Source organism: Pleomorphovibrio marinus, assembly GCF_003347495.1.
Classification (GTDB): Bacteria; Bacteroidota; Bacteroidia; order Cytophagales; family Cyclobacteriaceae; genus Pleomorphovibrio; species Pleomorphovibrio marinus.
In genome coordinates this window covers 503854-528760 of the sequence record NZ_QCXY01000003.1, presented here as the reverse complement: position 1 = coordinate 528760, position 24907 = coordinate 503854, and the positions used below count along the sequence as shown (strand labels likewise).

The window sequence follows — 24907 nt, the reverse complement described above, 5'->3', positions numbered from 1 at the left end:
CTAGATTTGGCTACTAAATCTATTAAAATGAAGAGATTCCTCATTTGTCTTGAAATAATGAACGGTGAAAGGGCAAAGGGGCACCTGATGGTCTGTTTTTTGGCTCAGATGGTCGAAAGGCATTTACGTTTATCAGGTTTTAAAAACGACGTGCTTTTTTTCGAAATTAAGCACGTGTAACAAATTCTTTTTATATTTGTATGGAACCTACAACATGCATGAGATGAACACAAAACTGACATTGACTATTGAGCGGGAAATCATAAAAAAAGCAAAGGAATATGCAAAAGGTAAAAACCGCAGCCTGTCCGACATCGTTGAAAATTATTTGAAAATCCTGACCAAAGAGGAACAAAAGGAAAAAGCCAAAAAACTTAATCCAATTGTAAAATCGCTAAAAGGCTCTTTTAGAATGCCCAAAAAGGACATGGATTATAAAAAAGAACTTAGGGACCGGCTAGAGGAAAAATATTCATAAATGGACAAGGTGCTTATTGACACAGATGTACTAATGGATTTCTTTTTTGACCGTGACCCATTTGCTGCATTCGCGACAGAGATCTTAAATTTATGTGAAGAAAATGAAATCAAGGGATTCACAACTCCAGTCACCATTTGCAATGTCTATTATTTGCTGAGAAAATCGGCAAAACACGAAATTATAATCGAAAAGATAAAACAACTTTTAACTATAATAGCTATTGTAAAAATGGATAAAGAAGTGGTTTTCGGAGCGTTAAATTCAGATTTTAAGGACTTTGAAGATGCTTTGCAAAATTTTTCGGCCACTGAAAATGGAGAAATAAAAGTAATTTTGACCGGAAATATCAAGGACTACAGAAAAAGTAACCTTGCCATTTTAACCCCTGAAACCTACTTGAAGGGAAGGGCCGATGGCTAAAATCAACTATTTGTGGTGGGCATTGCAAGGGGTGCAAAAGGTGTTTTCAGCTGGTACAGATTGTGAAGTATAGGAAAGATTTACCTCCCTCACCGATACTATCCCTAAAAAATCAAGAAGGACAAAATTGGCATTGGCTATTCCCCGGTGCATGGTGGAGGGTTTTCGGATTCACAATTTTTAACGCCCAACCCCATACCTTTTTGAAACCAAAACCTACTTTTTCAAGGTTTGATAAGTAATTCAATTTCTTATCGCTTACTTTAGTTGTCACAACTACCAAATCTATGCTTTACATTGGACGTTTAGGGTCGGAAAGTGCTCGGTGGGTCAATGCCTTCCTAGCCATTATACTTGTAGGATTTACCTGTTTGCCAAGTTTGGCCCAGGAACTAGTGCCCTTGGACGAAAGGGTTCGGAAAGGCAAATTGGAAAACGGTCTTACTTATTACATAAAGTACAATCCCAAACCTGAAAACAAACTGGAATTGAGGCTGGCGGTAAATGCAGGTTCCATATTAGAATCCGATAGCCAGCAGGGGCTAGCCCATTTTGTGGAGCACATGGCTTTTAATGGGAGTGAAAACTTCGAGAAAAATGAGTTGGTAAGCTACCTCCAATCCATAGGGGTCTCCTTTGGAAGGGATCTGAACGCCTATACCTCCTTTGACGAAACGGTGTATATACTTCCCATCCCCACTGATGATGAGGAAAAGATGCGGAATGGCTTTCTGGTGTTGAAGGATTGGGCGGGAGGACTTCTGCTCACGGAAGAAGACATCGATGAGGAACGAAGTATCATTGAGGAAGAATGGAGGACTGGCCAAGGTCCCGATCAACGCATGAGGGACGAGTGGCTTCCCTATTTGCTCCATGGGAGCAAGTATGCGGAGAGGCTTCCTATAGGTCAGATGGAAGTGGTGAGAAATGCGGATTATGAAGAATTGAGAAGTTTTTACAGGGACTGGTACCGGCCTGATAATATGGCGGTGGTAGCCGTGGGGGATGTCCCAGTGGATGAAGTGGAGGAGTTGATTAAGGAATTCTTTCAGGATCTGGAAAATCCCGAAGAGGCTCCAGAGAGGGAAACTTTTGACGTTCCGGAGCATGAGGAAAGTTTTGTCAAGATAGTTACTGATGAGGAGGCTCCGGGTATCCAATTACAGTTGTTCTACAAACATCCACCTGCCTCCACAGAAACGGTAGAGGACTACAGAAATAGAATAGTGAGGACGGTATATGGTGGTATATTGACCCAGAGACTGGACGAAATCCGTCAAAAACCCGATGCACCTTTTATGTTCGCAGGTTCCAGGTACGGTTCCATGGTTAGGGCATTGGACTTTTTTACCACTTCTGGAGTGGTAGGTCCCGGCAAGGTTATGGAGGGGTTGGAGGCATTTTTGGTGGAGAATGAAAGGGCTCTAAGACACGGATTTACAGAGAATGAGTTGGATAGGGTAAAACGGAGTTTGGCCAACAGCACGGAACGAAGTTTCAAGGAAATGGACAAGATGGAATCCAGGCAGATGGTGAGCAGGTACGTGTCCCATTTCTTAAATGGTGGGTTTGCCGAGGGGGAGAAAAATCGCTATGAGTTGTACCTGCAAATTTTGCCTGAAATCACCCTTGATGAGGTCAATAAAATGGGCAGGTCCATGGTGAGGGATGATAACCGGCTGATCGTGGTTACCGCTCCGGAAAAGGAAAAAGAATCCTTGCCCACAGAGGAGGAGGTATTGGCACTTTTCGATAAGGTGGATGCCATGGAAATTGCCCCTTATGAAGAAAAGGAACTTTTGGAGGAGTTATTGACGGAGCTGCCCAGCTCAGGAAAAGTGATAGAAAAAACCGAAAATGAGGCGGTGGAGGTCACCAGTATTGTTCTTTCCAATGGGGTAAAGGTTCACTTTAAGCCCACAGATTTTAAAAACGACGAGATTCTTTTCACGGGAAGCAGTAAGGGGGGTACATCGCTTTATCCTGACGAGGATCACTATTCCGCCTCCTATTCTTCTGTGATGGTGAATGTGATGGGAGTGGGGGAGTTTAGTCCCTCTGACCTTAGAAAAGTATTGGCTGGGAAAAACGTGAGTGTAACTCCAAATATAGGAACCTACAGTGAAACTATAGGGGGAAGCACCTCCCCAAGGGATTTGGAAGAGACCTTGCAATTGATGCACCTGTACTTTACTACACCCAGAAGGGACGAGGAGCTGTTTGAGGTTTACCTTAGCAACAACAAGTCGCAGTTAGAAAGTGCTCAGGCCAATCCGGATTTTCAGTTTAACAGAAAATTCAACGAAATCCTAAGTCAAGGTAATTTCAGGGGTATGAGCATTTATGACCCAGAAGACCTGCAGAAAATTGACCTCAACCGGGGGCTGGAAATATACAGTGAGCGGTTTGCCAATGCAGCGAACTTTGAGTTTCTTTTTACTGGAAATATTGATTTAGAAGTCACCTTACCCCTCATAGAGCTTTATTTGGGTAGTCTACCCGGAAACCCAGATGCAGTAGATAATTACAGGGATTTAGGAATTCGTCCGCCCCAGGCAAGCAGCGAATCCGTAAAGGTGGGCAAAGATGAAAAAAGTCAGGTGATTCTTTATTTTCATGGCCCCACACCCTATGATATTGAAAAATCCCAGCAATTTTCTTTTTTGGGAGAGGTGCTTACCATCAAGTTGATAGAAAATATCAGGGAAAAAATGGGAGGTGTATATAGTATTGGAGCAAGAGGAGGATTGTCCAGGGTTCCCGAGGAGAGTTTTAGCTTTTCCATTTCCTTTCCCTGTGATCCTGAAAATGTTGATAAGTTGATAGCGGCAGTTTGGGATGAAATCAATGCCATCAAAGAAGCAGGACCAGAAGAAAAGGACCTGGAAAAAGTAAGGGAAAGCAAGCGGATTTCACTGGAAGAAAACCTCCGAAGAAACTCCTTTTGGCATGGGCAACTGAATGCAGCACTCACTTCAGGGATGCCCCTTGATACCGTATTGGGAGCCATGGATAGAGTACAAAAGGTTAGCGGGGAGCAAATACAAGAAATAGCCAATGAGTATTTGACCAAAGAAAATTTATTGGAAGTAAAGAAATATCCACAGTCGTTTGAAGGTCTTGCAGATGAATAACCTTATTAAATGGCTTTTACGCCTACTAGTTTTTGTAATAGGCTTTGCCTTCATGGGAGGAACTGCCGTAGCACAATCTGAATCCGAGGAGGCAGAGTATCTGGATTTATTTGTTTCTGGCTCTGAAGGTTACCATACCTTTCGAATTCCCTCCCTTGTGCTCACGCCAAACGGGACTGTATTGGCCTTTATAGAGGGAAGAAGAGCGGGAAGTTCGGATACCGGGGATATTGACTTATTGATGCGTAGATCGGAGGATGGTGGAGCAACCTGGAAAGCAACATCCCTGGTATGGGATGACGGGCCAAATGTCTGTGGCAACCCCACAGCAGTGGTAGATGAGGATACAGGGAGGATTTGGTTGTTCATGACGTGGAACCTTGGGGAAGATGGGGAAAGGGAAATAATTGAGAGAAGAGCTAAGGATACGAGGAGGGTTTTTCTCACCTTTAGTGATGATGATGGCAATACCTGGGATCCTCCCAGGGATATCACTAATCAGGTAAAGAACCCAGAGTGGGGTTGGTATGCAACCGGCCCTGGAGTAGGGGTACAAATAAAACATGGCTCCAACAGGGGTCGGTTGGTTATCCCCTGCGATCATAGTTATATGGGTGTAGATGGGAAATATGAATATGGTTCGCATGCCATTTTCAGTGACGACCATGGTGAAACCTGGGAGATAGGAGGGGTGATTTCTCCCAAGATGAATGAATGCCAAGTGGTTGAATTAGAAAAAGAACCAGGTAGTTTGTTGATGAATATGAGGTCTTATCATGGAAATAGCCTAAGGGCACTTTCCGTAAGTGAGGACGGAGGTGAGAGCTGGTCTTATCCGGTGGATGCTTTAGATCTGATTGACCCTGTCTGTCAAGCCGCCATGATCCGATTTTCTTGGAGCGATGGACCTATGGGAAACATCCTGCTTTTTTCCAATCCTGCAAGCACCACAAGGGACAACATGACTGTCAAAATTAGCAAAGACGAAGGAAGAAGTTGGTCAACCATTAAAAGACTTCATGAAGGGCCGGCTGCCTATTCCTCTCTGGCCATTTTACCGGATGGGAAAGTACTCTGTTTATTTGAAAGAGGGATGAATAATCCTTATGAAAAAGTCACCTTGGCAAGTTTTTATTTGGATGACAAATAAGAGTAATGAATAGTTTACTTGGAGCTCAGTTGCATTTGGGCTATCTTTATTCCTTTAATTAGAGGTGTAAATGCTAAACACCGGCTAATAAATTCACCAACCAAAACCATATAAAAATGAATAGAACGCCATACGATTGGATATTTCTGATGGCCTTTTCCCTAGTGCTGATTGTTTCAGGCTGTGGGGAGGGAGAAAAGAAAGAAGAAAAAACACCGTACTTCAAGGCAGATGATGATCAGGGAGGGCTGAACCTAGCACCTGGTATGAAAGCATACGTAGTAGCAGAGAATATAGGAAGAGGAAGGCATATTGCAGTGAATGATAACGGCGATATCTACCTAAATCTAAGAGAACCCCATGATAATGGAGGAATTGTAGCCATGAGGGATACCGATGGTGATGGCAGGGCAGATGAAATAGAATATTTCTCCGATTTTGGGGGTACAGGACTTGCCTTTTACAAGGGCCATCTGTATGCTACCAATGACAGTACTGTATTTAGGTTTTCATTTTCGGATGACAAATTAATTCCGGATAATGCCTCAGCACCTGATACGGTGGTTTCAGGGTTCACCAGTCAAACCCAGCATGCCGCAAAGTCCATTACTTTTGATGAGCAAGGACACCTCTATGTAAATGTGGGTGCACCCTCAAATGCTTGCCAAGAACAGGACAGGACCAGGGAATCTCCAGGAATGGATCCTTGCCCCATTTTAGAGCGTCACGGTGGGGTTTGGCGCTTTGATGCAGAACGACTGGGTCAAACCCAGCAAAAGGATGGACACAGGTTTTCTACGGGAATTCGAAATGCCGTGGCTTTGGGCTATAACCCCAATGATGGCCATGTCTATGCTGTACAACATGGGAGGGACATGTTGGATGGCTTTTGGCCTGAACTGTATGACGAAAACGAAAACGCTGAGATCCCGGCAGAAGAGCTATTTAAACTTACGGATGGTGCAGATTTTGGGTGGCCTTACTGTTATTATGATCCTTTACAGGATAAAAGGGTAATGTCCCCGGAATATGGAGGAGACAGGGAAACTGTAGGAAGGTGCGAAGGAACCGAGCAACCCGTAATGACTTTCCCTGCACATTGGGGACCAAATGATATCCTGTTTTATACCGGTGACCATTTTCCAGAGGAATATAAAAATGCGGCCCTGGTAGTTTTTCATGGCTCCTGGAACCGAGCTCCATTGGAACAAAAGGGTTATTTTGTGGCCCATGTTCCTTTTGAAAACGGGTCTCCTAAAGGGAGTTATGATCCTTTGGCGGAAGGTTTTGCAGGTGTGGAGACCATAGAAAGCCCAAGCGATGCCCAACACAGACCTACAGGGATAGCGCAGGCACCTGATGGGACCGTGGTAATTTCCGACTCTGTAAGTGGTAAAATTTGGAGGGTATTTTATGAGGGAGAATAGTAGGGAGAAAAATTCTGCCCAAAAGTTAAAATTTTAGTGTGTGGAATGGGGTGTGTCGGTAACTCGCGCACCCCATTTTTGTAATAGTGAACATATGACTCAAATTAACCCAAATTACAGGTTCTTCCTCTTAGTCTTTATGAGCTTGGTTTACCTAACGGCTGAGGCCCAGGGAAACAAGTTGCCTAATATCGTGTTTTTGATATCAGAGGATAATAGCACCCATTTTATGGATTTGTGGAACGAGCAAGGCGTATCCACTCCTTATATTGCAGGAATGGCAGATATTGGGGTGGTATATGAACATGCTTTCTCCAATTCGCCTGTTTGTTCCGTCGCCAGGAGTACATTGATTACAGGTACCTATGCACCCCGAACGGGAATACATCTTCACCGCAAGATTCGAGAGGCACCTATGCCAGAGGGATTGAAAATGTTCCCGGTCTATTTGAGGGAGGCAGGGTATTATACCACCAATAAGGCAAAAAAAGACTATAATGCTAAAGAAGATCCCGGAGTTTGGGATGAATCTTCCAACCATGCCGGGTGGGAGAATAGAGCCGATAGCTCTCAACCTTTTTTCCATAAGGAAACCTTTATGGATTCCCATGAGAGCCGCCTGCATTTTTCGGACTCGCTTATGGAGGCTTATCAGCCTCAGGACCATCCCGATGAGGTGAATCTCTTCCCCATGTATCCCGATACGCCCACATTTAGATTTACCACTGCTTATCATAGGGATAAAATAAGAGGAATAGATAAGTGGGTGGGAGAAGTTTTAGAAAAACTGGAGAAGGATGGAAAGTTAGAGGACACCTTTGTATTTTACTTTGGAGATCATGGAGGGGTGCTTCCGGGCTCCAAAGGTTACCTTTATGAAACAGGCCTACATATTCCTTTAGTGGTACGCATCCCTGAGAATTACAGGCACCTGATAGACCAAGAAAAAGGTACCAAAGAAGGGGCTTTTGTTAGTTTCATGGACTTTGCACCTACCGTTCTTCATTTGGCGGGGATCAAAATACCCGCACAAATGGATGGTAAGCCTTTTTTGGGAAAAGGACTCAAAGCAGACTTGGCCAATAGAGATGAGAGTGTAGGCTATGCCGATAGGTTTGACGAAAAGTATGAGATGGTTCGTTCCCTTCGGAAAGGAAAGTGGAAATACATCAGGAGTTTTCAACCCTTCTATCCCGATGCCCTGCACAACAATTATAGGTATCAGATGCTCGCTTTTTCAGAATGGAGGGAATTGGAAAAGGAGGGAAAATTGAATGAATTACAGAGTAGGTTTTTTAATTCCAAACCTACGGAGATGCTTTTCAATCTGGAAGATGATCCCTTTGAAATCAACAACTTGGCCGAAAAGGAGGAATGGCAGGGTATGCTTATCCAATTGAGGCAACAACTTAACAGAAATTTACTGGATTTCAATGATCTTGGCTTCTTGCCCGAACATTTGCTGGTAGCAGAGGCAATGGACAACCCAGTGGCATATGGGGAGTCCTTTAGACCAGCACTGGAAAGAATCATCGAGATCAACGATTTTTTATTTCTTCCTAAAAAGGAGGCAGTAGAGAGATTGGATGAAACCCTTAAGACGGGGGGGATATTAGAGCAGTATTGGGCTATAAATACCTCAGCCATACTCGGTGATACGAGCCTGGAACCTACCTTGAAAACCTTCATTAGGGATGGAGATTATATGTTGCAGTGGAAGGCCATTGAATGCCTGGGTGTTTTAGGGACGAATGACCCAATCTCACCACTGATAACCTTGATCAATAAGGTGGAGGACCCTGTTTTGACCTTACAACTTCTGAATTCTCTGGTTTATTTTCGGGATCACAGCTCATATGAACTCGATATAGATGTCAATCGGATTAATCCAAAGAACCCAAATGCAGAAGTAATTCGAAGAATGGACTATTTTAAAGGGAGTTGGAAGTAGCGTGCCTGGAATAAACTTTGTGGATTATTTTCTCCAACAATTCTCATTGGTTATGTTTCTTATGGACATCCTGGTAATCGCCGATTATTTTTTCCTGATTTTTCATACTTTGCTTATTCTCTTTAACTTATTTGCTTGGTTATGGAAACCTCTTCAGAGGTGGCATTTCATTGTGATTTCTCTTACTTTTGCCTCTTGGTTTATACTGGGTATTTGGTACGGCTGGGGCTATTGCCCCATTACAGATTGGCATTGGGATGTTTTAAGGGAAAAGGGGGTTCAGGATTTGCCCAATTCCTATATTACCTATCTAATCCAACGTTACTTCGGGGCTGACCTATCTCCTGATTTGGTAGAATATGCCACGGTGGGATTTGCATTTATAGCCCTTGTCGCTTCCATCAAGGTCAACTTTTTTTCAAAAAAGAAGGCATAAAAAAAGTCTCTGCAAATAAAAATTCACAGAGACTTCAGTCTTATATTTTGCCGGTACTACATTAATCCGCTTTCTCCTTTTTAGTGACCTTGATATTGAGGGAGTCACCTTCACCGGGATAATCTGCTATGATGACATCACCTTCGGACAACTCCCCTTTTAGGATCTCTTCAGCAATGGCATCTTCCAGGTATTTTTGTATTGCCCTGTTTAAAGGCCTGGCACCATACTGTCTGTCGTATCCTTTTTCGGATAAGAAATCCTTAGCCTTGTCTGTTAGCTTTATTGCGTAACCAAGGTCGGTAATTCTTTTAAAGAGTTTCTTCAGATTAATATCAATTATCTGATGGATATGCTCTTTGGATAAGCTGTTAAAAATAACCACATCATCCAAACGGTTTAGAAACTCAGGGCTAAAGGCCTTTTTGAGCGCACTTTGAATGGTGGATTTCATCACATCATCCATGTTTTCTTCCTTCGCTTTGGAGGAGAAACCTATCCCAGCACCAAAATCCTTGAGATCCCTAACCCCAATATTGGAGGTCATGATTATAATGGTGTTCCTGAAATCCACTCTTCTGCCCAGACCATCGGTCAGTATGCCATCGTCCAGCACTTGGAGTAGGATATTAAAGACGTCTGGGTGGGCTTTTTCTATCTCATCCAACAGAACTACAGAATAAGGCTTCCTTCTTACTTTTTCAGTGAGTTGTCCACCTTCTTCGTATCCCACATAGCCTGGAGGAGCACCCACCAATCTGGATACACTGAATTTTTCCATGTATTCAGACATGTCTATTCGGATAAGGGAATCTTCCTTGTCAAAAAGATAAGTAGCCAACATTTTGGCAAGCTCTGTTTTACCCACACCGGTAGGCCCAAGAAAGACAAATGACCCAATGGGTTTTTTGGGGTCTTTTAGCCCAACTCTTGTCCTTTGAATTGCCTTGGTGAGCTTTTTGATAGCATCATCCTGACCCACTACCTTGTTTTTGAGCTCCTCGCCCATTCCCAGCAGTTTAGTGCCTTCATTTTGGGCTATTCTCTTAGCAGGTATGCCAGTCATCATGGCAATTACCTCTGCTACATTGTCTTCTTCAACGTTGTAGCGTTTGGTTTTGCTTTCTTCTTCCCATTTGGCTTTTGCACTGTCAAGTTGTTCAAGAAGCTTTTTCTCCCTGTCTCTTAACTGCGCGGCTTCCTCGTATTTTTGGGATTTTACTACCCTGTTTTTTTCAACTTTTATTTTTTCTACCTCCTCTTCAAGCTTCAGGATATTTTCTGGAACGTGAATGTTGTTAATATGAACCCTGGCGCCGGCTTCATCCAAAATATCAATTGCCTTGTCTGGCAAAAACCTATCGGATATGTACCTGTCGGATAAGTTCACGCAAGCTTGAATGGCCTCATCGGTATAGATCACATTATGGTGATCTTCATATTTATCCTTGATGTTTTGGAGAATCTGTACGGTCTCCTCTGGTGAGGTGGCATCCACCATTACCATCTGAAACCTACGCGCCAAGGCACCATCTTTCTCTATGTATTGCCTGTATTCATCCAAGGTGGTTGCGCCTATACATTGGATTTCTCCCCTTGCCAAAGCAGGTTTAAACATATTAGACGCATCTAAGGAACCGCTTGCCCCACCGGCACCCACTATGGTGTGGAGCTCATCGATGAAAAGGATTACATTTGGGGATTTTTCAAGCTCGTTCATCACGGCCTTCATTCTCTCCTCAAATTGTCCCCGATATTTTGTGCCAGCTACCAAGGAGGCAAGATCCAATGTTACTACCCTTTTATTAAAGAGTACCCTAGAAACTTTTTTCTGCACAATTCGAAGTGCCAATCCTTCTGCTATAGCGGTTTTACCTACGCCTGGTTCACCGATAAGGATAGGGTTGTTTTTCTTTCTTCGGGAAAGGATCTGTGCTACACGCTCAATTTCTTTTTCCCTACCTATAATCGGGTCCAATTTATCTTCCTCAGCCATTCTGGTAAGATCCCTACCGAAATTGTCAAGAACAGGTGTCCTGGATTTTTCAGTGGAACCCTTGGAACTGGACGAACTACTAGAGGAACCAAAAAGCTTGCTTCCTTCATCATCTGTATCATCCGCTTCCGTACCGGATCTTGGAGACTGGTCTGTTTGAAATTCTAACATTTCTTTCACGGCATCATAAGTGGCATCAAACTTTTGAAGGATCTGAGTGGCTATATTGTCTTCATCCCTTAAAATAGAAAGCAAAAGGTGCTCAGTGCCAATGAGTTGGCTCTTGAAAATTTTAGCCTCCAAATAGGTGATTTTCAATACTTTTTCAGATTGTCTGGTTAGGGGTATGTTGGCCAGGTTTTTCACATTGTGATTGGCTGTACCTTTTACTGCCCTTTCTACGGAGTTTCTTAGCTCATCTAGAGGTACTCCCAACTTCTTTAAAATGGAAACAGCTACACCTTCCCCCTCTCGAATCATCCCTAGCAAGAGATGTTCTGTTCCTATATAATCGTGACCAAGCCGCAATGCTTCTTCACGACTCAGGGAGATCACCTCTTTGACTCTATTTGAAAATTTTGCTTCCATTTAATTTCTTTCTTAACAACTTTTCAATAATACAGATAATGTTATCGAATTTGTTTTAAAAACACAATAGGTTTATGTATTGTTCATTTTCTTTTTCGGGAAAGCGAAAGAATCCTTTCGGATGCAGGGCCTTCACAAAACAACAAATCTATAACGCTCAAATTGGGAACAAAGTCTAAGCCAAACATTTGTAGATAAGGATATGGGTGATAAAATCCCCTCTGTTTGTACAGCTCTTTGGCTTTTATTGCCCCTCTAATGTCAATTAGCGTACCATTCGCCTTCCAATTTTCTTCATCGACAATGCTGACATCTTTTCGCAGAAATTGAAGACAAAGTGTCAGTAATTCTATATTGAGGTCCCAGAGGAAAGGAGGTTTACGCTTGTAAACTTGCTCCAGATCTGGAAACAGGTAATCGAAAAAGGGTGCTTTTCCATACCCGCTTCTGATCCCTCTCAGGTGGACATTAAGCCATTTTTGGCCATAGTCAATTTTCACCTCTTTATATGATTTCTGTCGGTTACCTTCTACTACTGGCACCGTCAATTTTTCCTTTTTGTTGGCCAGAAGCACTTCTGCCCTGTTCCTGTAGGTCTGTTTCACATAGGCCTCTCTAGAATTCAGCACTAATTCCTCAACCTGGATAAGTGAGGAGAAAAACTCTATGTTAGGCAAATAAAACAGGTCAGCCGCCAATACCCTAATCTCTGTCATTTGGCAGGTGTTTGGGTCTAAAGTTATGGCAAGCCTTTTAGATTTGCAACAAATTCCTACTAGGGGACTGTTAGGATATTTCTTCCAGTTCCCCTAAACCTTGTCTCACTACTTCCACTGTCTCCCCTGTGCAATCCAAGATGGTGGAGGCCACATTTTTGCCGTAGCCACCGTCTATGACTATATCTACCTGGTCTTTGTATTTTTCGTAAATCAACTCGGGGTCTGTGCTGTATTCTATGACATCGTCCTCGTCCCTGATGGATGTGGTGATAATGGGCTGCCCAAATTCTTTAACGAGATTTCTGGGAATTAGATGATCAGGAACCCTTATTCCCACCGTTTTTTTCTTGTTGTTCAAGAGTTTTGGGACATTGTTGTTTGCTTCCAATATAAATGTGAAAGGGCCTGGCAAGGCCTTTTTCATCATTTTAAACACAGGGGTATTTAATGCCCGTGTATATTCGGAAATATCGCTCAGGTCATAGCAAATAAATGAAAAGTTTTGCTTTTGAGGCTTTACCCCTTTGATCTGGCAAATCCGCTCTATGGCTTTGGGGTGAAAGATCCCACAGCCCAACCCGTAAATGGTATCCGTGGGATAAATGATTACACCCCCATCATTTAAAACATCCACCACCCTACGCAAGCGCCTAAAATCAGGGTTTTCAGGGTGTATTTTGATAAATTCTGCTGACATATATCAAGTTTTTTCCTTATCCAAGGACAAAATTTAAAGCCCTTGAGGCTTTATAATTCGTAAAGTAAATTATTTATTCTTTAAAAAAAAGCAATTTAAGGAATTTAACAAGAAATTGGAGTCGTCTATCTAAACCATAAAATCCTTTCTTGGGATTATGTGTTATATTTGTGGTCGGCTTTCTTAAAAATGCTGAAAAACATAACTCCTCGTTCATAACAATCGAGGGCAAAAATTTGGAAATAGGAATAGTAAAATGGACAAAAAGAGAATATATTGGTTGATTGGAATGGTGGCTTTTTCTGTATTGCTCACCTCCTTTACCTTCTATTTTTATCAGGCATTTTTTGGACCCAACACCCTGGTGGACAAAGAAAAATCGTATATGCTGAAAATTCCAAAGGAAGCCGACTTTAACCAAGTAAGAGACAGCCTACTTTATAATGATGTGATTCAGGATGTAATCACTTTTAGCTTTGTGGCAAAGGTGATGAAATACCAAGAAAAGGTGAAACCCGGATTATTTGAAATTCCACCAAGGCTAAGTAATAGAGAGCTTGTGGGTTTGTTGCGTTTGGGTAAGCAGACACCTATAAATATCACCTTCAACAACGTAAGAACCCAAGAAGATCTTGCTGAAAAAATCACGGTAAAACTGGAGATGGACAAAGAAGAGTTTTTGGAACTCCTAAAAGATACCGGCAATCTTGAAAAATTTGGTTTTGAGCCTACCACCATCATGTCCATGTTTATACCAAATACCTATGAGGTGTATTGGAACATTACCCCTTCTGCTTTGTTTGATAGAATGTATCAGGAATATAACCGGTTTTGGTCGGAGGAAAGAAAGGCCAGGGCGGAGGCCATTGGGATGAGCCCCAAGGAGGTGGCTACATTGGCTTCTATCGTCCAGGCAGAAACAAGCAAAAGGGATGAACAGTCTAAAGTGGCTGGCGTCTATGTGAATCGGTTGAATCGTAACATGCTTTTACAGGCAGACCCGACTCTTGTGTATGCCATTGGGGATTTTGGCATAAAACGGGTGCTTAATGTCCACAAGGAAATAGACAGTCCTTACAACACCTACAAGTATCCGGGGCTTCCTCCTGGCCCCATCAACCTTCCGGATATCCCTGCCATGGAGGCGGTACTTAATTATCAGGAACATAATTACCTGTATTTTTGTGCAAAAGATGATTTCTCGGGATATCATGCTTTTGCCACAAACCTGCGGGAACATATGAACAATGCCCGGCGCTATCAAAATGCATTGAACGCCGCAAAAATTTATCAATAATGTTTGTATCCGAAACCAAACTCAGAGTTAGGTATGCCGAAACCGACCAAATGGGTTACGTGTACTATGGCAATTATGCCAGTTATTACGAAGTGGGTAGGGTGGAGGCCATGCGTTCCATAGGGTTTTCCTATAGCAGAATGGAAGAAGATGGAGTGATGATGCCTGTTTTGGAAAACCATAGTCGCTTCCTTAAACCCGGCAGATATGATGAGCATTTAACTATCCGTACTAGTATTAAGGAGATGCCGGGAATCAGGATCAGGTTTCATTATGATATTTTGAATGAAGCAGGGGATTTGATACATCAGGGAGAAACACTGCTCACCTTCCTGCGCACCGACAACCATCGTCCTTGTAGGCCACCTTCCTATTTGATGGAGGTACTAAGACCCTATTTTGAACCTTCAACTATCAATGATTAGCCTTGAATAAATCACTGGATAAGCTTTCGGGGTGGGCTCAAAAAGAAGCTTTGAGGCTAAGGCCCATTCATTTTGGAAATCCTGACCAAAACTTATACGATGTCGGAAGGATTTTTTTGGAGCAGCTTCGTAAAGACGAGGTGATAGAGCGGGGTTCAGCCATGGCTTTCAATTTCACCATGGCCATGTTTCCAATGCTCCTTTTCCTGCTTAACACCATACCCTTTATCCAATTTTTCTTCCCGGATGTCACCACAGCAAATATACTGCTCTTTGTGCGGGACGTGATGCCGGAAAACATCTACGAAGAGGTGGCACCTACCATTATGGACATTGTAAGCCGCCCTAGGCAGAGCTTGCTTTCCTTGGGCTTTTTTCTGGCTTTATACCTTTCTACCAACGGCGTGATGTCCATGATGAATGCCTTCAATGCAGTATATCGCACCCGCGATTTGCGGGGTTTTTTTAAGACAAGACTCATTGCAGTGAGTATCATTGTGGTGCTGGTATTATGTATATGCGGTGCGGTTTTGGTGATGCTGGTGGGCAGTAACCTTTTGCTGCGCATCTCAGAATACGAATTTGTGACCAACAATATCTATTATTACTCTCTTACCTTTTTCCGTTTCTTTGTGTTGATGATGTTGTTTATGATTGCTACCGCATACATCTTCCGATTTGCTCCGGCCGTTCATGACAAATGGAGGTTTTTTAGCACAGGTTCCGTGGTAGCTGGATTGTTGATTACTTTTGGTTTTTACTTGTTCAGTTTTTACTTGACAAATTTCGCGAGTTACAACAAATTATATGGCTCTATTGGCACCATGATAGCAGTAATGCTTTGGTTACTGATTACCTCTGTGATTATCCTTATAGGTTTTGAGATCAATGTAGCCCTTGACAAGGCAGCCGCCAAACGGAAAGTGACCGGTAAGGCCAAGGTTGCTGTGGATGGTGTAGAGAAATAGTAAGGTTGGAATGCTTTTGGAAAGGATTTAGTAGCAGGTCCTGATATTCCACGATCATATCATTGGTAAACCTGTCCCCCTCAGCCTATAGAGAAGGATGCTGCCAAACACAGGAGCGGTGCATATGGATTTGTTCAAAAACTGGAATTAGTTTGGCTCCAAAAATCAGAAGCCCAAGTTTGGTTCAAGATTTCAATGGCCGAAATCCCTATTTTCTTTCCCTCTAAAAGGTTTCCTCCGGCTCCCTTTACAACTCTCCTTCGGACCAATGATAAAAGCTGGGGAACAATGGGATAGCATGGTAAAATATTATTCTTAACTTGCTTTATAGTTGTTGTTCTTGTTCGAAAAACAACGCTGGCAATCCTTTTCAGGAATTTATTAAGCCTTGAAATTGGATGAAATCGAGCCTGCCTACCGGACAGGCAGGCATGACCGAGCTACACACGGGGCAGGCTATCCCGACTTACAGTGCGGGACAAGTTATTACCGCTGAAAAGAAACTATAAACAGATGAACTTAACATTATAGTATGCTTGATAATTATTCTAAATTTTGTAGTTGATGGTAAGGACTCTGGCAAACAAAAGGTGGTATCGCCTTATCCCTCTGGTTTTTATTACCTATAGCCTGGCTTATGTTGCCCGCGCTAATTTTGGGTTCGCGGCCGCAGGTGGTATGGCAGAGGATCTTCAGATTACACCAGGCATGTTGTCTTTGATGGGCGCCCTGTTTTTTCTTGGTTATTTCTTCTTCCAGATTCCCGGTACCATTTATGCGGCAAATAGGAGCACTAAAAAATTAATTTTTTGGTCCTGTATTTTGTGGGGAACATTGGCCTCGGCCACCGGCTTGATTAGTAATGTCAATATACTATATGGTGTAAGGTTTATGCTGGGAGTAGTGGAGAGTGCTGTTTGGCCGGCTTTAATCATATTGTTAAGCAGATGGTTTACAAGATCTGAGCGTTCCAAAGCAAATACCTTTTTAACGCTAGGAAATCCTGCCACTATTATCTGGATGTCGGTTTTATCCGGCTACCTTATTGAATCTTTTGGCTGGAGAGGGATGTTTATTGTGGAAGGAGTGCCGGCGATTCTTTGGGCATTTTGTTGGTGGTACTTAGTGGATGATAAGCCCAAAGATGCTGATTGGCTGACAGAAATAGAGAAACGTGAATTTGAAGAAGAGCTTAAACAAGAGCAGCAACAAATTAAGCCAGTAAAAAACTACGCTGAAGCATTTAAGTCCAAAGCGGTTATTTTATTGTGTTTTCAGTATGGGTTTTGGAGTATAGGAGCCTATGGCTTTATCATGTGGTTACCTTCGATTATAAATGCAGCGCCGGATACGGGTATTGTAATGACAGGATGGCTATCCACCATACCCTATCTCTTTGCCATCATAGGAATGTTTTTAGCATCCTATTTCTCAGATAAGAGTTTAAACAGAAAAGCATTTATATGGCCATTTTTGTTGATAGGATCCGTTGCTTTCTATGGATCCTTTTGGGTTGGACCCGATAATTTTTGGGTGTCATTCCTATTACTGGTAATTGCTGGCGCAGTAATCTATATTCCTTATGCACCCTTCTTCACCGCATTGACGGAAATTTTCCCAGACAATGTGGCGGCAGGAGCTATTGCCCTAATTAACAGTTTTGGCGCATTAGGGTCATTTGTGGGAGCATATATCGTCGGCTATTTGAATGGTGTAACAGGAGGATTTGGGGCTTCCTATCTTTTTATGGCAGGTTCTCTTTTCCTTTCTGCAATTTTAACTATTATTGCTATCAAAGGCCCTAAAACCCCAATATCAAAAAAGGATCACCAAAAAAATTCCAAACTGATAAATGTTAAATGAAATTGATTATGAAGATATTTTCTACAATTCAATGAAAACTTAAAATATCATGGACAAAAGGATGAAATCTGAAATTGGGAAACTTGGAATTATAGGCCTGGGGCGCATCGGTATCCCTGTAGCAAGAGCTTTCTTAAAGAGTGGCTATACCGTTTTCGGATATGACAGCCGAAACGAAGCCGTAAAAGAATTTACAGCAATGGGTGGGCTCCGTTTGTCCAGTCCTTCAGAAGTTGCCCATCATTGTCAAACCGTGATCATTTTGGTGTTAAATGACATTCAGGTGCTGGAAGTTTTTTCAGGCTACAACGGACTTTTTGAGGGTACGGATAAAAAATGTTCCACGATAATATGCATGAGCACCATTAACCGGTCTAACCTGGAATCCATTGCAAAGCAATGTGAAGAAAAAAATATCGGATTTGTAGATTGTCCCTTCACAGGAGGTCCCTCCAGGGTTCCTTCCGGTGAATTGACACTAATAGCTGCTGCTTCACAAGAGCAGATTAAAAAGGTAACTCCGCTTTTAGATGTAATAGGGAAGGTGGTTCATGTGGGCGACACTCCGGGAATAGGGCAGGCAGTTAAACACTGTAATCAACTTTTTGTGGGAGTTGTTCATGGAGCCACAATGGAGGTAATAACTCTGGCAAGAAAAATGAATTTAGATACTGCCCTTGTCTCCAAAATAATCGGAAGTGGGATTGCTGGAAATGACTATTTCAAGCTTCTTTCCGACAGCGTTATAAATAGTGTGCCATCACCAGGTGGATTGGGTCAGATGTGTAAAGATGTATCCATAGTGTCCAAAACACTTGATGAAGTACATTTGCCTGCTCCTATTTTTAGGGCTGCTGCTGCATATTTTCAACGGGCTGAAAATTTAGGAATGCAAGAAAAAGAAGGGGCTGATTTAATAGGGGTTGTTGAAAGTATGTCAGAAAAAGAGGATGTGGGACAACATAAGAAAAAATAATTCAGTAAAGGTTTAATAGTACAACCTTTATAACCATAAAACTGAAAACGTGATGGCTGAGCGGATTTTAGTAAAAGCTTCTTTTATTTGGGATGGGATTAGCAAAGATTTAAAGGACAACGGTGCTATCCTTATTGAGGACACAAAAATCAAAACCGTTGGTTCAAATGTTGAAATTAATCCATCCGATTATGATCATGTGCTCGACTTTTCCGGTCTTACTTTAATGCCCGGGTTGATAGACAGCCATACTCATCACTCCATGGATCCGACATTGGAAAACTACCTGGATAGAATGTCCGATAGCATTCCTGAACTCACCTTGAGGGCAGTAGCCATGATGAGGAAAGATCTTCAGGCCGGAGTAACCACCTGCCGGACATTGGGAGATAAAGCGTATCTGGATATAGCTTGCAGAGAAGCAGTGAACAGGAATCTGATCCTAGGCCCCCGTTCCATAGTGGCTGGAAAAGGGATCCGCGCGGCAAAGGGACATGGGTTTGTCGGTTACCCGTATAATGGGAAGGGGGAAATAAGAAATGCAATACATGAAAATCTAGCAGCAGGAGCTGATTTTATCAAGATATATATTTCCGGAACCCTGAAGGGTGACGGTGATTTGCCGAGTTATCTGACAAGGGAGGAAATAGCGACGGCTATCCGAACTTCCCATGAAGCTGGATTAAATGTTGCTTCGCACTGTGTCGGCGGCATTGGTCTCGATTGGGCTTTGGAATTGGGTCTTGATACATTGGAACATGCTTATCATATCAGCGATGCGCAAATCGAGAAATTAGCTGTGTCAACTACCAAACTTGTATTAACCCCAAGTCCGATTCTAAATGACAAAATAGTATATCATTATCCCAAACATTTAATTCAGGGCCATTTTAATGAGCGAGATGAAATTTGCCGCCGGATGCGGGCATTGATTGGAGCAAATATACCTTTTGCGCTTGGTACGGACGGCATGCATGGGGAGCTTGCTCAGGAAGCTGAATACGTTGTTGAACTCGGAGCATCTAATTTTAACGCACTCCAGGCCTTAACCATTTATGGCGCCAGTGTGTGTGGGATGGAAAATGAAACCGGGACGCTGGAAGCGGGAAAATACGCTGATATTATTGCTGTTGAAGGCAATCCCCTCGAAAATATAGAAGCCCTCAAAAAGGTAAAGGCAGTAGTGAAACAAGGTAGGCTCGTTCATTATTCTAACAGCCAGTCTCACCTAAAAGGAATAAAATACTCCTTATTATAGGGCAATATTTCAATAAGGGTGAATGAATTAGGTACAAATATTATAAATTACAGTTACTATGATTATTAACCATCAAAAATGCATCGCATGTGGAAACTGTGTAGCAGTGTGCCCAATGAACGCCATTTATGTGGACACAAAAATCAATAGGGCCAATATCGACGATGATGCCTGCGTGGAATGCGGGACTTGTTACCGGGGGATGAGCACGGAAAACCTGAACCCCCGATTCGCAAGAACCATTCGAAAAATAGCCAAAAGTTTACGCTTCAGGATGGAGCCTGAGCCTGATGTCTGCCCAACCTCGGCAATTGAGATGAATGAACTAGAGATGCCGCGTCTGGTCAGACAAATATTCTCCGATCCGGTAGTGGAGCATACTTCCACAGGAATAAAAGGGCGCGGAACAGAAGAAGTTAAGACTAATGATGTCAGACTAAGGGTGGATACCGGTGAAGTAGGGTACACCATAGAGTTTGGAAGACCCGGGGTCGGGGTGAGGTTTTCGGATATTCAGAAAATGACCCGGACACTTGCCAACCTGGGTGTCACATTTGAAAAGAACAATCCAGTAAATCATCTATTGACAGATGTTAAGAAAGGAGATTTACGCGCTGATATACTTAACGAAAAAATCCTTTCAGCCATCGTTGAAATTAAAACCGATATCAATATGGTCGAAAAAATATTGTTGACCGTGCGTGAGGTTAACAGAGACATAGATACCGTTACTGCTGTTGGAATTTCCACCCGGTGTGGCGAAGATGGCGAAGACAATATCCTGGGCCCTTTACTAGAGAAACTGGGGTATTCGAATTTCAGGGCAAAAACCAATATGGGGCTCGGACGTATTACAAACAAGGTTTCATTTACAAAAACGGAGGGACAAATCAAATGACTAACACTTTGCACAGATATGGCAATGCCATTAGTTTTCGTGATGATTATATCCTATTTGCTATACCATCCAAAGGAATCAATGATGAAGACTGTATTCCTAAGCTCAAAGAGTTTTTAAGGATATGCTCCAGGCACAGCCCGGTAAATATGGGCAACGGCAACCGTAGCAGCCTAGCTCCTGAAAAAGGCCTTAGTCCTACTGTCCACTGGAAGCGTATTGCGGTGAAGGATTGGCAATCCGTTATTGAAGGAGTAGAAAAACCAGGAACCGTATCGGCTGTTTTTTCCTCAAAGGAAAATGCTGAGGCATGTATGAAGGAAATAGTTGCGGCAGATTTAGGATTCTCCATTAACATGAGCACATCTGTGGAAAATGCCAAAAAGGCAGCAGAGGCAAGTAATATCAAACGTCACAGTGTAGAATATTCACTGGGATTCAATGATCCACATGACCACTTGCCCGATTCTAAGGTACTGGCGCTCTCAACCATGTGCGGTCATGGTATGGTTTCCTTCAACATGGCCAAAAAAATGATTGAGATGGTTCGCGAAGGCCGGAGATCCTCCGAGGATGCCGCTAATACCCTGGTCCGCTTTTGTCCATGTGGAATATATAATTCTGATCGTGCAAAACGCATTTTGGATGAAACAATCGGAAAGACAAAATAGTACCTATAAATGTCAGTGTGGATAAAAGTAACCACCCAATTGCCTCCCGCTAAAGTAGGAGGCAATTCAAGGATCCCAAATGACCAAGCGATATTTCCTTTAGTGGTATATGGGTTAGTAATGAAGCTGGTTCTTGGCATTTATTAATTTGGATCTGATGTTCTGATATATGATCAATTCCTATGAAAGGCTTTTGTTTATTCCTATACCCATAACCCAATGACATCAACAACATTATCTCCATTAATTTTACTATTATTCCTGTGGCCTGTTCCCACTACGGTTTACGCCCAACAATCCCCAAACAAACCCGTCCATTCTGATGCAAGATATGCGGAGGCGACATTATTAAATCAACCCCTGGAGGGGTTTAGGGGTATCTGGTATGCCAACCAACCCTCTTCCGACGAGTTTGTCTATAAATACAGCGGGGGGCTGGGCACCTATCCTTCCAATCATTATCCTTTTTCAGTGTATTCAAAAGAAGTGAATAAGACGTTTTTTTGTTTTGGCGGGGTAAATGAGGAAGGCAGCTTGATCCATTCCGTTTCCTTTTACGACCACGAAAAAAAGGAGTTGGCTAGACCTATAGCGGTATTGGACAAAAACACCAACGATGCCCATGACAACCCGGTAATAAGTATGGATGGCGATGGCTATATTTGGCTGTTTTCCACATCACATGGGGTTTGGAGGCCTTCCTATATCCACAAAAGTGTGAGGCCCTACGACATAAGTGAGTTTGAGCCTGTGAAGGCCACTAAGATGGAAAATGGGAAGAGTGTTCCTTTGGATAATTTCTCCTATGTTCAGATATACCATCAGCCTGACCACGGCTTTATAGGCTTGTTTACCCACTATGAGCAGAAAGAACTTCAATATGGCACCAAGCAAAGCCGAGTTATCAGTTATATGTACAGCAAGGATGGCGTGGAATGGTCGGAATGGAAGGATATTGCGAATATTGAAGAAGGCCATTACCAAACCAGTTTCTATAGGGATGGTAAGGTGGCAACCACATTTAATTTCCACCCGAACATGCAAGGAGAGTCAGGCCTAAATTACCGGACGAATTTGTATTACCTTGAAACCAGTGATTTTGGCCAATCCTGGCAGAATATCAATGGGGAGGATATGCAACTACCCTTGACAACCATCGAAAACGCTGCTTTGGTGAAGGACTATGCCAGAGAAGGGTTAAACGTATATATCAATGACGTCGCCTTTGACGAGGAAGGAAACCCCGCCATCCTTTATGTAACCAGTGGGGGGTATGAAGCAGGTCCATCCAACGACCCCAGAACATGGAACCTTGCCTACCACAATGGCGAGGAATGGTCATTTAGTGAAATTACAGTTTCAGATAACAATTATGACATGGGGTCCATTTACTTGGAAAAGGACGGCATCTGGAGGATCATCGGCCCCACCCAATCCGGTCCACAGGCCTACAACACAGGAGGGGAAATGGTGATGTGGATCAGCAAAGACCAAGGGAAAAGCTGGGAAAAGGTAAAGAACCTTACCTTAGGCAGTGAAAAGAACCATTCTTATGCGAGGAAATCCGTAACACCACACCCGGATTTTTATGCTTTTTGGGCAGATGGTCATGGGAGAGAACCTTCGGAATCCAGATTATATGTGGCTAATCAAGCCGGAGAGGTATTTCGGCTACCTCAAATTATGAAAAGGGATAAAGTGAAATTGAAGCGGATGAAGAAATAGAGGAATTAGGGACATGCGGATACAAGGAGGCAATTTCAAACTTCCTTTACCCTCACACCCTACCTAAATAGGCACTCTGATTACTGGGGGGAAGTACTGGTAGGCTGGGCTGGGTTTCTAAAAATGGCCCTAAAGGTCATCAAAAGTGGCAAACCAAGCAGGATTACCGCCGGTAAATTGATAAGAAGTACATTATGGTAGGCTTTGTAATGGATAGATATGGAGGTGTCAATAACAAACCAAGAAAGTAACCCCATCCAGAGGGCCCAATACGCCCACTTCTCCTTTTTCTTAAAGGGGTAAATGGCGATCATGATCATTAAAAGGTGGAAGCCTACTATAGTCCCTCCAATAATCCCAAAGAGCCAATTTTTGTACCTTAATATTTCTGGCCCCATTTCCTTGCCCTCAAAAAAGACCAAGTTAGAATAATGATTGTGTAGCTCAAGAAAAAGGCTGTTGCCGGCAAAGGCCACGATAAGACCTACCAGTAGAGTAAACCCATTTGCCAAAATAAGCCACCTTTGCCAGAACTTAAAATTTGTTTTACTCATCTTTATTTAACTTTATCAACCGTAATTGAATCAACCTTTTTGGAGTATTTGTGTGGGTTTTTGAAGCATTTGAATTAACTCCCTATTGATCCAACCCCCTAAATCGATGGGAAATTATTTTCCTCCAAATAAACACACTGAAAATATGGCCAATATACTAATTACCAGTTGAAGTACGGCATGGGTTTAGTCACTGCCCAACATTTAGGCAAAACCAATCGCAATTTCTTCAGAGACCACGAATGTGGTCAAACCTCATTAGCTCCGATATTCTTATAGATTTTGGTATTAGATACAGAAAGCACATCCTCCGAGTCATGACGATTGGACATGTACCTCAAAGTAAAATGGATGGTTCTGTGAAATTTGTCAATGAGTGGTCTTTGCGCGATGGAGTCGTTTTCCAAACAACCTTAGATAATGTCCTGGTCTTCCAAAAGGTACTGTAGTGGTTTAATAAATTGAAACCTCATAAAATAGGCATATGTTGCATAGGCTGAAATTTTACTTCGTGAAAAGATATATAGAGCGACATCCGTATTGTTGAATTTTTCAGGCCGGATAAAAAAAGTAAAAAAAATAGGGGATACCCTCAACAATCTTTCTACCGCCAACGTCTTGGTTTCAAACAAAAAAAAATAATACTTATGAAGACGACTTTACTAACCTTTATGATTGCCCTATTGCTATTTTCCTGCATGGAAAATGAAGATCCATTGGCCCTCACTTCTGGTCCCGTGCCAGTGGGTAACTGGAGTAATCTTACCTATCAAGAAAATGGGTTGGCAATGGAAAGGGTAAATCAACTTCAGGAAAACACCTATGGGTACCGCTTTCTCAGCAATGGTAAATTGATCCATCGATCCAACAGTGGATGGTGCGGTACCCCTCCTATTATAACCAATGATTATGAGGGAACCTGGAAAATGGACGGGGATATCATTCATTTTTCTGCTGACTTTTGGGGAGGTACACAAACTCAGGAATGGAAAATCACGAGTACTTCGGGAAATACCCTACAAGTAGAGGTGATCAGCAGTGATTGGCAAATGAGGGAATAAGATTTTTGAGTGAAAATATGGGGATGGTAGTGTGATTAAATAGTCTAAATTTTTCTTTCCACCAAAGTACAAGGAGGACAGGTTATTACACCTTGTCCTGATTTCATGAAAGACAAAAAAGGGGAGAACATAGAAGGACAATACCTGAGAACTTATTACACATGCTTAGTAAAAAAAGGAGATACCCATAAAGGTGAGGTTTTCAAATGGTT

22 protein-coding genes are annotated in these 24907 nt (G+C 42.5%); 18 read left to right on the top strand and 4 right to left on the bottom strand.

Annotated elements, in window-relative coordinates; translation table 11 throughout:
* The first annotated feature begins 27 nt into the window (after positions 1 to 27).
* From DB520_RS27230 to DB520_RS11325, 8 genes are all read left to right on the top strand, one after another.
* Entirely contained in the window at positions 28 to 180 is a 153-nt protein-coding gene (locus DB520_RS27230) for a hypothetical protein (protein WP_157972039.1), read from the top strand.
* A gap of 43 nt (positions 181 to 223) precedes the next feature.
* The gene (locus DB520_RS11355; RefSeq protein WP_114749889.1) at positions 224 to 478 is read left to right on the top strand and encodes a DUF6364 family protein; all 255 of its coding nucleotides are present in this window, start codon (positions 224 to 226) and stop codon (positions 476 to 478) included.
* Positions 479 to 901 carry a type II toxin-antitoxin system VapC family toxin gene (locus DB520_RS11350; RefSeq protein ID WP_114749826.1) on the top strand — a complete coding sequence of 141 codons (423 nt, stop codon included), beginning with the start codon at positions 479 to 481 and terminating at the stop codon, positions 899 to 901.
* 287 nt (positions 902 to 1188) lie between these two features.
* The gene (locus tag DB520_RS11345) at positions 1189 to 4035 is read left to right on the top strand and encodes a M16 family metallopeptidase (RefSeq protein WP_114749825.1); all 2847 of its coding nucleotides are present in this window, start codon (positions 1189 to 1191) and stop codon (positions 4033 to 4035) included.
* Complete coding sequence (locus tag DB520_RS11340) at positions 4028 to 5185, top strand: sialidase family protein (RefSeq protein ID WP_232834923.1); 1158 nt, start codon at positions 4028 to 4030, stop codon at positions 5183 to 5185. The genes DB520_RS11345 and DB520_RS11340 overlap by 8 nt, the downstream gene beginning before the upstream one ends.
* A 116-nt stretch (positions 5186 to 5301) precedes the next feature.
* Complete coding sequence (locus DB520_RS11335) at positions 5302 to 6612, top strand: PQQ-dependent sugar dehydrogenase (protein WP_114749824.1); 1311 nt, start codon at positions 5302 to 5304, stop codon at positions 6610 to 6612.
* A 94-nt stretch (positions 6613 to 6706) separates the two neighbouring features.
* Positions 6707 to 8563: a sulfatase-like hydrolase/transferase gene (locus DB520_RS11330; protein WP_114749823.1), complete on the top strand. Its 1857-nt coding sequence runs from the start codon at positions 6707 to 6709 to the stop codon at positions 8561 to 8563.
* Between the two features lie 19 nt (positions 8564 to 8582).
* A complete protein-coding gene (locus DB520_RS11325) occupies positions 8583 to 8999 on the top strand; it encodes a DUF2784 domain-containing protein (protein WP_232834922.1) in 417 nt (138 codons plus the stop codon).
* A 61-nt stretch (positions 9000 to 9060) separates the two neighbouring features.
* Here the strand turns inward: DB520_RS11325 and DB520_RS11320 are convergent, their stop codons facing one another.
* The 3 genes from DB520_RS11320 to DB520_RS11310 form a co-directional block, all read right to left on the bottom strand.
* Positions 9061 to 11583 carry an ATP-dependent Clp protease ATP-binding subunit gene (locus tag DB520_RS11320; RefSeq protein ID WP_114749821.1) on the bottom strand — a complete coding sequence of 841 codons (2523 nt, stop codon included), beginning with the start codon at positions 11581 to 11583 and terminating at the stop codon, positions 9061 to 9063.
* A gap of 83 nt (positions 11584 to 11666) precedes the next feature.
* Positions 11667 to 12299 (bottom strand): WbqC family protein, encoded by a 633-nt coding sequence (locus tag DB520_RS11315; RefSeq protein ID WP_114749820.1) that lies wholly within the window; start codon positions 12297 to 12299, stop codon positions 11667 to 11669.
* A gap of 70 nt (positions 12300 to 12369) precedes the next feature.
* On the bottom strand, positions 12370 to 12999 hold the full coding sequence (locus DB520_RS11310; RefSeq protein ID WP_114749819.1) for an L-threonylcarbamoyladenylate synthase: 630 nt from the start codon (positions 12997 to 12999) through the stop codon (positions 12370 to 12372).
* Between the two features lie 256 nt (positions 13000 to 13255).
* Here DB520_RS11310 and mltG point away from each other — a divergent pair, with 256 nt between their 5' ends.
* From mltG to DB520_RS11265, 9 genes are all read left to right on the top strand, one after another.
* A complete protein-coding gene (gene mltG, locus DB520_RS11305; protein ID WP_114749818.1) occupies positions 13256 to 14296 on the top strand; it encodes an endolytic transglycosylase MltG in 1041 nt (346 codons plus the stop codon).
* A complete protein-coding gene (locus DB520_RS11300) occupies positions 14296 to 14721 on the top strand; it encodes an acyl-CoA thioesterase (RefSeq protein WP_114749817.1) in 426 nt (141 codons plus the stop codon). Before mltG ends, DB520_RS11300 begins: the two co-directional genes overlap by 1 nt.
* A 2-nt stretch (positions 14722 to 14723) precedes the next feature.
* Positions 14724 to 15689: a YihY/virulence factor BrkB family protein gene (locus tag DB520_RS11295; protein ID WP_114749816.1), complete on the top strand. Its 966-nt coding sequence runs from the start codon at positions 14724 to 14726 to the stop codon at positions 15687 to 15689.
* 564 nt (positions 15690 to 16253) lie between these two features.
* The gene (locus DB520_RS11290) at positions 16254 to 17552 is read left to right on the top strand and encodes an MFS transporter (RefSeq protein WP_114749815.1); all 1299 of its coding nucleotides are present in this window, start codon (positions 16254 to 16256) and stop codon (positions 17550 to 17552) included.
* Positions 17553 to 17601: 49 nt separating this feature from the next.
* Entirely contained in the window at positions 17602 to 18528 is a 927-nt protein-coding gene (locus tag DB520_RS11285) for an NAD(P)-dependent oxidoreductase (RefSeq protein ID WP_114749814.1), read from the top strand.
* A 52-nt stretch (positions 18529 to 18580) separates the two neighbouring features.
* On the top strand, positions 18581 to 19786 hold the full coding sequence (locus DB520_RS11280; protein WP_114749813.1) for an amidohydrolase family protein: 1206 nt from the start codon (positions 18581 to 18583) through the stop codon (positions 19784 to 19786).
* Positions 19787 to 19844: 58 nt separating this feature from the next.
* On the top strand, positions 19845 to 20684 hold the full coding sequence (locus DB520_RS11275; protein WP_114749812.1) for a DUF362 domain-containing protein: 840 nt from the start codon (positions 19845 to 19847) through the stop codon (positions 20682 to 20684).
* Complete coding sequence (locus tag DB520_RS11270) at positions 20681 to 21355, top strand: hypothetical protein (RefSeq protein WP_114749811.1); 675 nt, start codon at positions 20681 to 20683, stop codon at positions 21353 to 21355. The genes DB520_RS11275 and DB520_RS11270 overlap by 4 nt, the downstream gene beginning before the upstream one ends.
* 219 nt (positions 21356 to 21574) lie before the next feature.
* Positions 21575 to 23080, top strand: coding sequence for a BNR-4 repeat-containing protein (locus DB520_RS11265; protein ID WP_114749810.1), 1506 nt, complete (start codon positions 21575 to 21577; stop codon positions 23078 to 23080).
* Positions 23081 to 23160: 80 nt separating this feature from the next.
* Here DB520_RS11265 and DB520_RS11260 read toward each other — a convergent pair whose 3' ends face one another.
* Entirely contained in the window at positions 23161 to 23634 is a 474-nt protein-coding gene (locus DB520_RS11260) for a hypothetical protein (protein WP_114749809.1), read from the bottom strand.
* Between the two features lie 647 nt (positions 23635 to 24281).
* Between DB520_RS11260 and DB520_RS11250 the strand changes: the two genes are divergently transcribed.
* Entirely contained in the window at positions 24282 to 24695 is a 414-nt protein-coding gene (locus DB520_RS11250) for a hypothetical protein (protein ID WP_114749807.1), read from the top strand.
* Positions 24696 to 24907 lie beyond the last annotated feature (212 nt).

Coding starts and splice junctions, on each gene's coding strand:
- DB520_RS11290 (WP_114749815.1), top strand. CDS start 16,254: ATGGTAAGGACTCTGGCAAACAAAAGGTGGTATCGCCTTATCCCTCTG.
- DB520_RS11250 (WP_114749807.1), top strand. CDS start 24,282: ATGAAGACGACTTTACTAACCTTTATGATTGCCCTATTGCTATTTTCC.
- DB520_RS11300 (WP_114749817.1), top strand. CDS start 14,296: ATGTTTGTATCCGAAACCAAACTCAGAGTTAGGTATGCCGAAACCGAC.
- DB520_RS11315 (WP_114749820.1), bottom strand. CDS start 12,299: ATGACAGAGATTAGGGTATTGGCGGCTGACCTGTTTTATTTGCCTAAC.
- DB520_RS11335 (WP_114749824.1), top strand. CDS start 5,302: ATGAATAGAACGCCATACGATTGGATATTTCTGATGGCCTTTTCCCTA.
- DB520_RS11345 (WP_114749825.1), top strand. CDS start 1,189: ATGCTTTACATTGGACGTTTAGGGTCGGAAAGTGCTCGGTGGGTCAAT.
- DB520_RS11275 (WP_114749812.1), top strand. CDS start 19,845: ATGATTATTAACCATCAAAAATGCATCGCATGTGGAAACTGTGTAGCA.
- DB520_RS11280 (WP_114749813.1), top strand. CDS start 18,581: ATGGCTGAGCGGATTTTAGTAAAAGCTTCTTTTATTTGGGATGGGATT.
- DB520_RS11270 (WP_114749811.1), top strand. CDS start 20,681: ATGACTAACACTTTGCACAGATATGGCAATGCCATTAGTTTTCGTGAT.
- DB520_RS11310 (WP_114749819.1), bottom strand. CDS start 12,999: ATGTCAGCAGAATTTATCAAAATACACCCTGAAAACCCTGATTTTAGG.
- DB520_RS11350 (WP_114749826.1), top strand. CDS start 479: ATGGACAAGGTGCTTATTGACACAGATGTACTAATGGATTTCTTTTTT.
- DB520_RS11330 (WP_114749823.1), top strand. CDS start 6,707: ATGACTCAAATTAACCCAAATTACAGGTTCTTCCTCTTAGTCTTTATG.
- DB520_RS11260 (WP_114749809.1), bottom strand. CDS start 23,634: ATGAGTAAAACAAATTTTAAGTTCTGGCAAAGGTGGCTTATTTTGGCA.
- DB520_RS11340 (WP_232834923.1), top strand. CDS start 4,028: ATGAATAACCTTATTAAATGGCTTTTACGCCTACTAGTTTTTGTAATA.
- DB520_RS11285 (WP_114749814.1), top strand. CDS start 17,602: ATGGACAAAAGGATGAAATCTGAAATTGGGAAACTTGGAATTATAGGC.
- DB520_RS11320 (WP_114749821.1), bottom strand. CDS start 11,583: ATGGAAGCAAAATTTTCAAATAGAGTCAAAGAGGTGATCTCCCTGAGT.
- DB520_RS11355 (WP_114749889.1), top strand. CDS start 224: ATGAACACAAAACTGACATTGACTATTGAGCGGGAAATCATAAAAAAA.
- DB520_RS27230 (WP_157972039.1), top strand. CDS start 28: ATGAAGAGATTCCTCATTTGTCTTGAAATAATGAACGGTGAAAGGGCA.
- mltG (WP_114749818.1), top strand. CDS start 13,256: ATGGACAAAAAGAGAATATATTGGTTGATTGGAATGGTGGCTTTTTCT.
- DB520_RS11265 (WP_114749810.1), top strand. CDS start 21,575: ATGACATCAACAACATTATCTCCATTAATTTTACTATTATTCCTGTGG.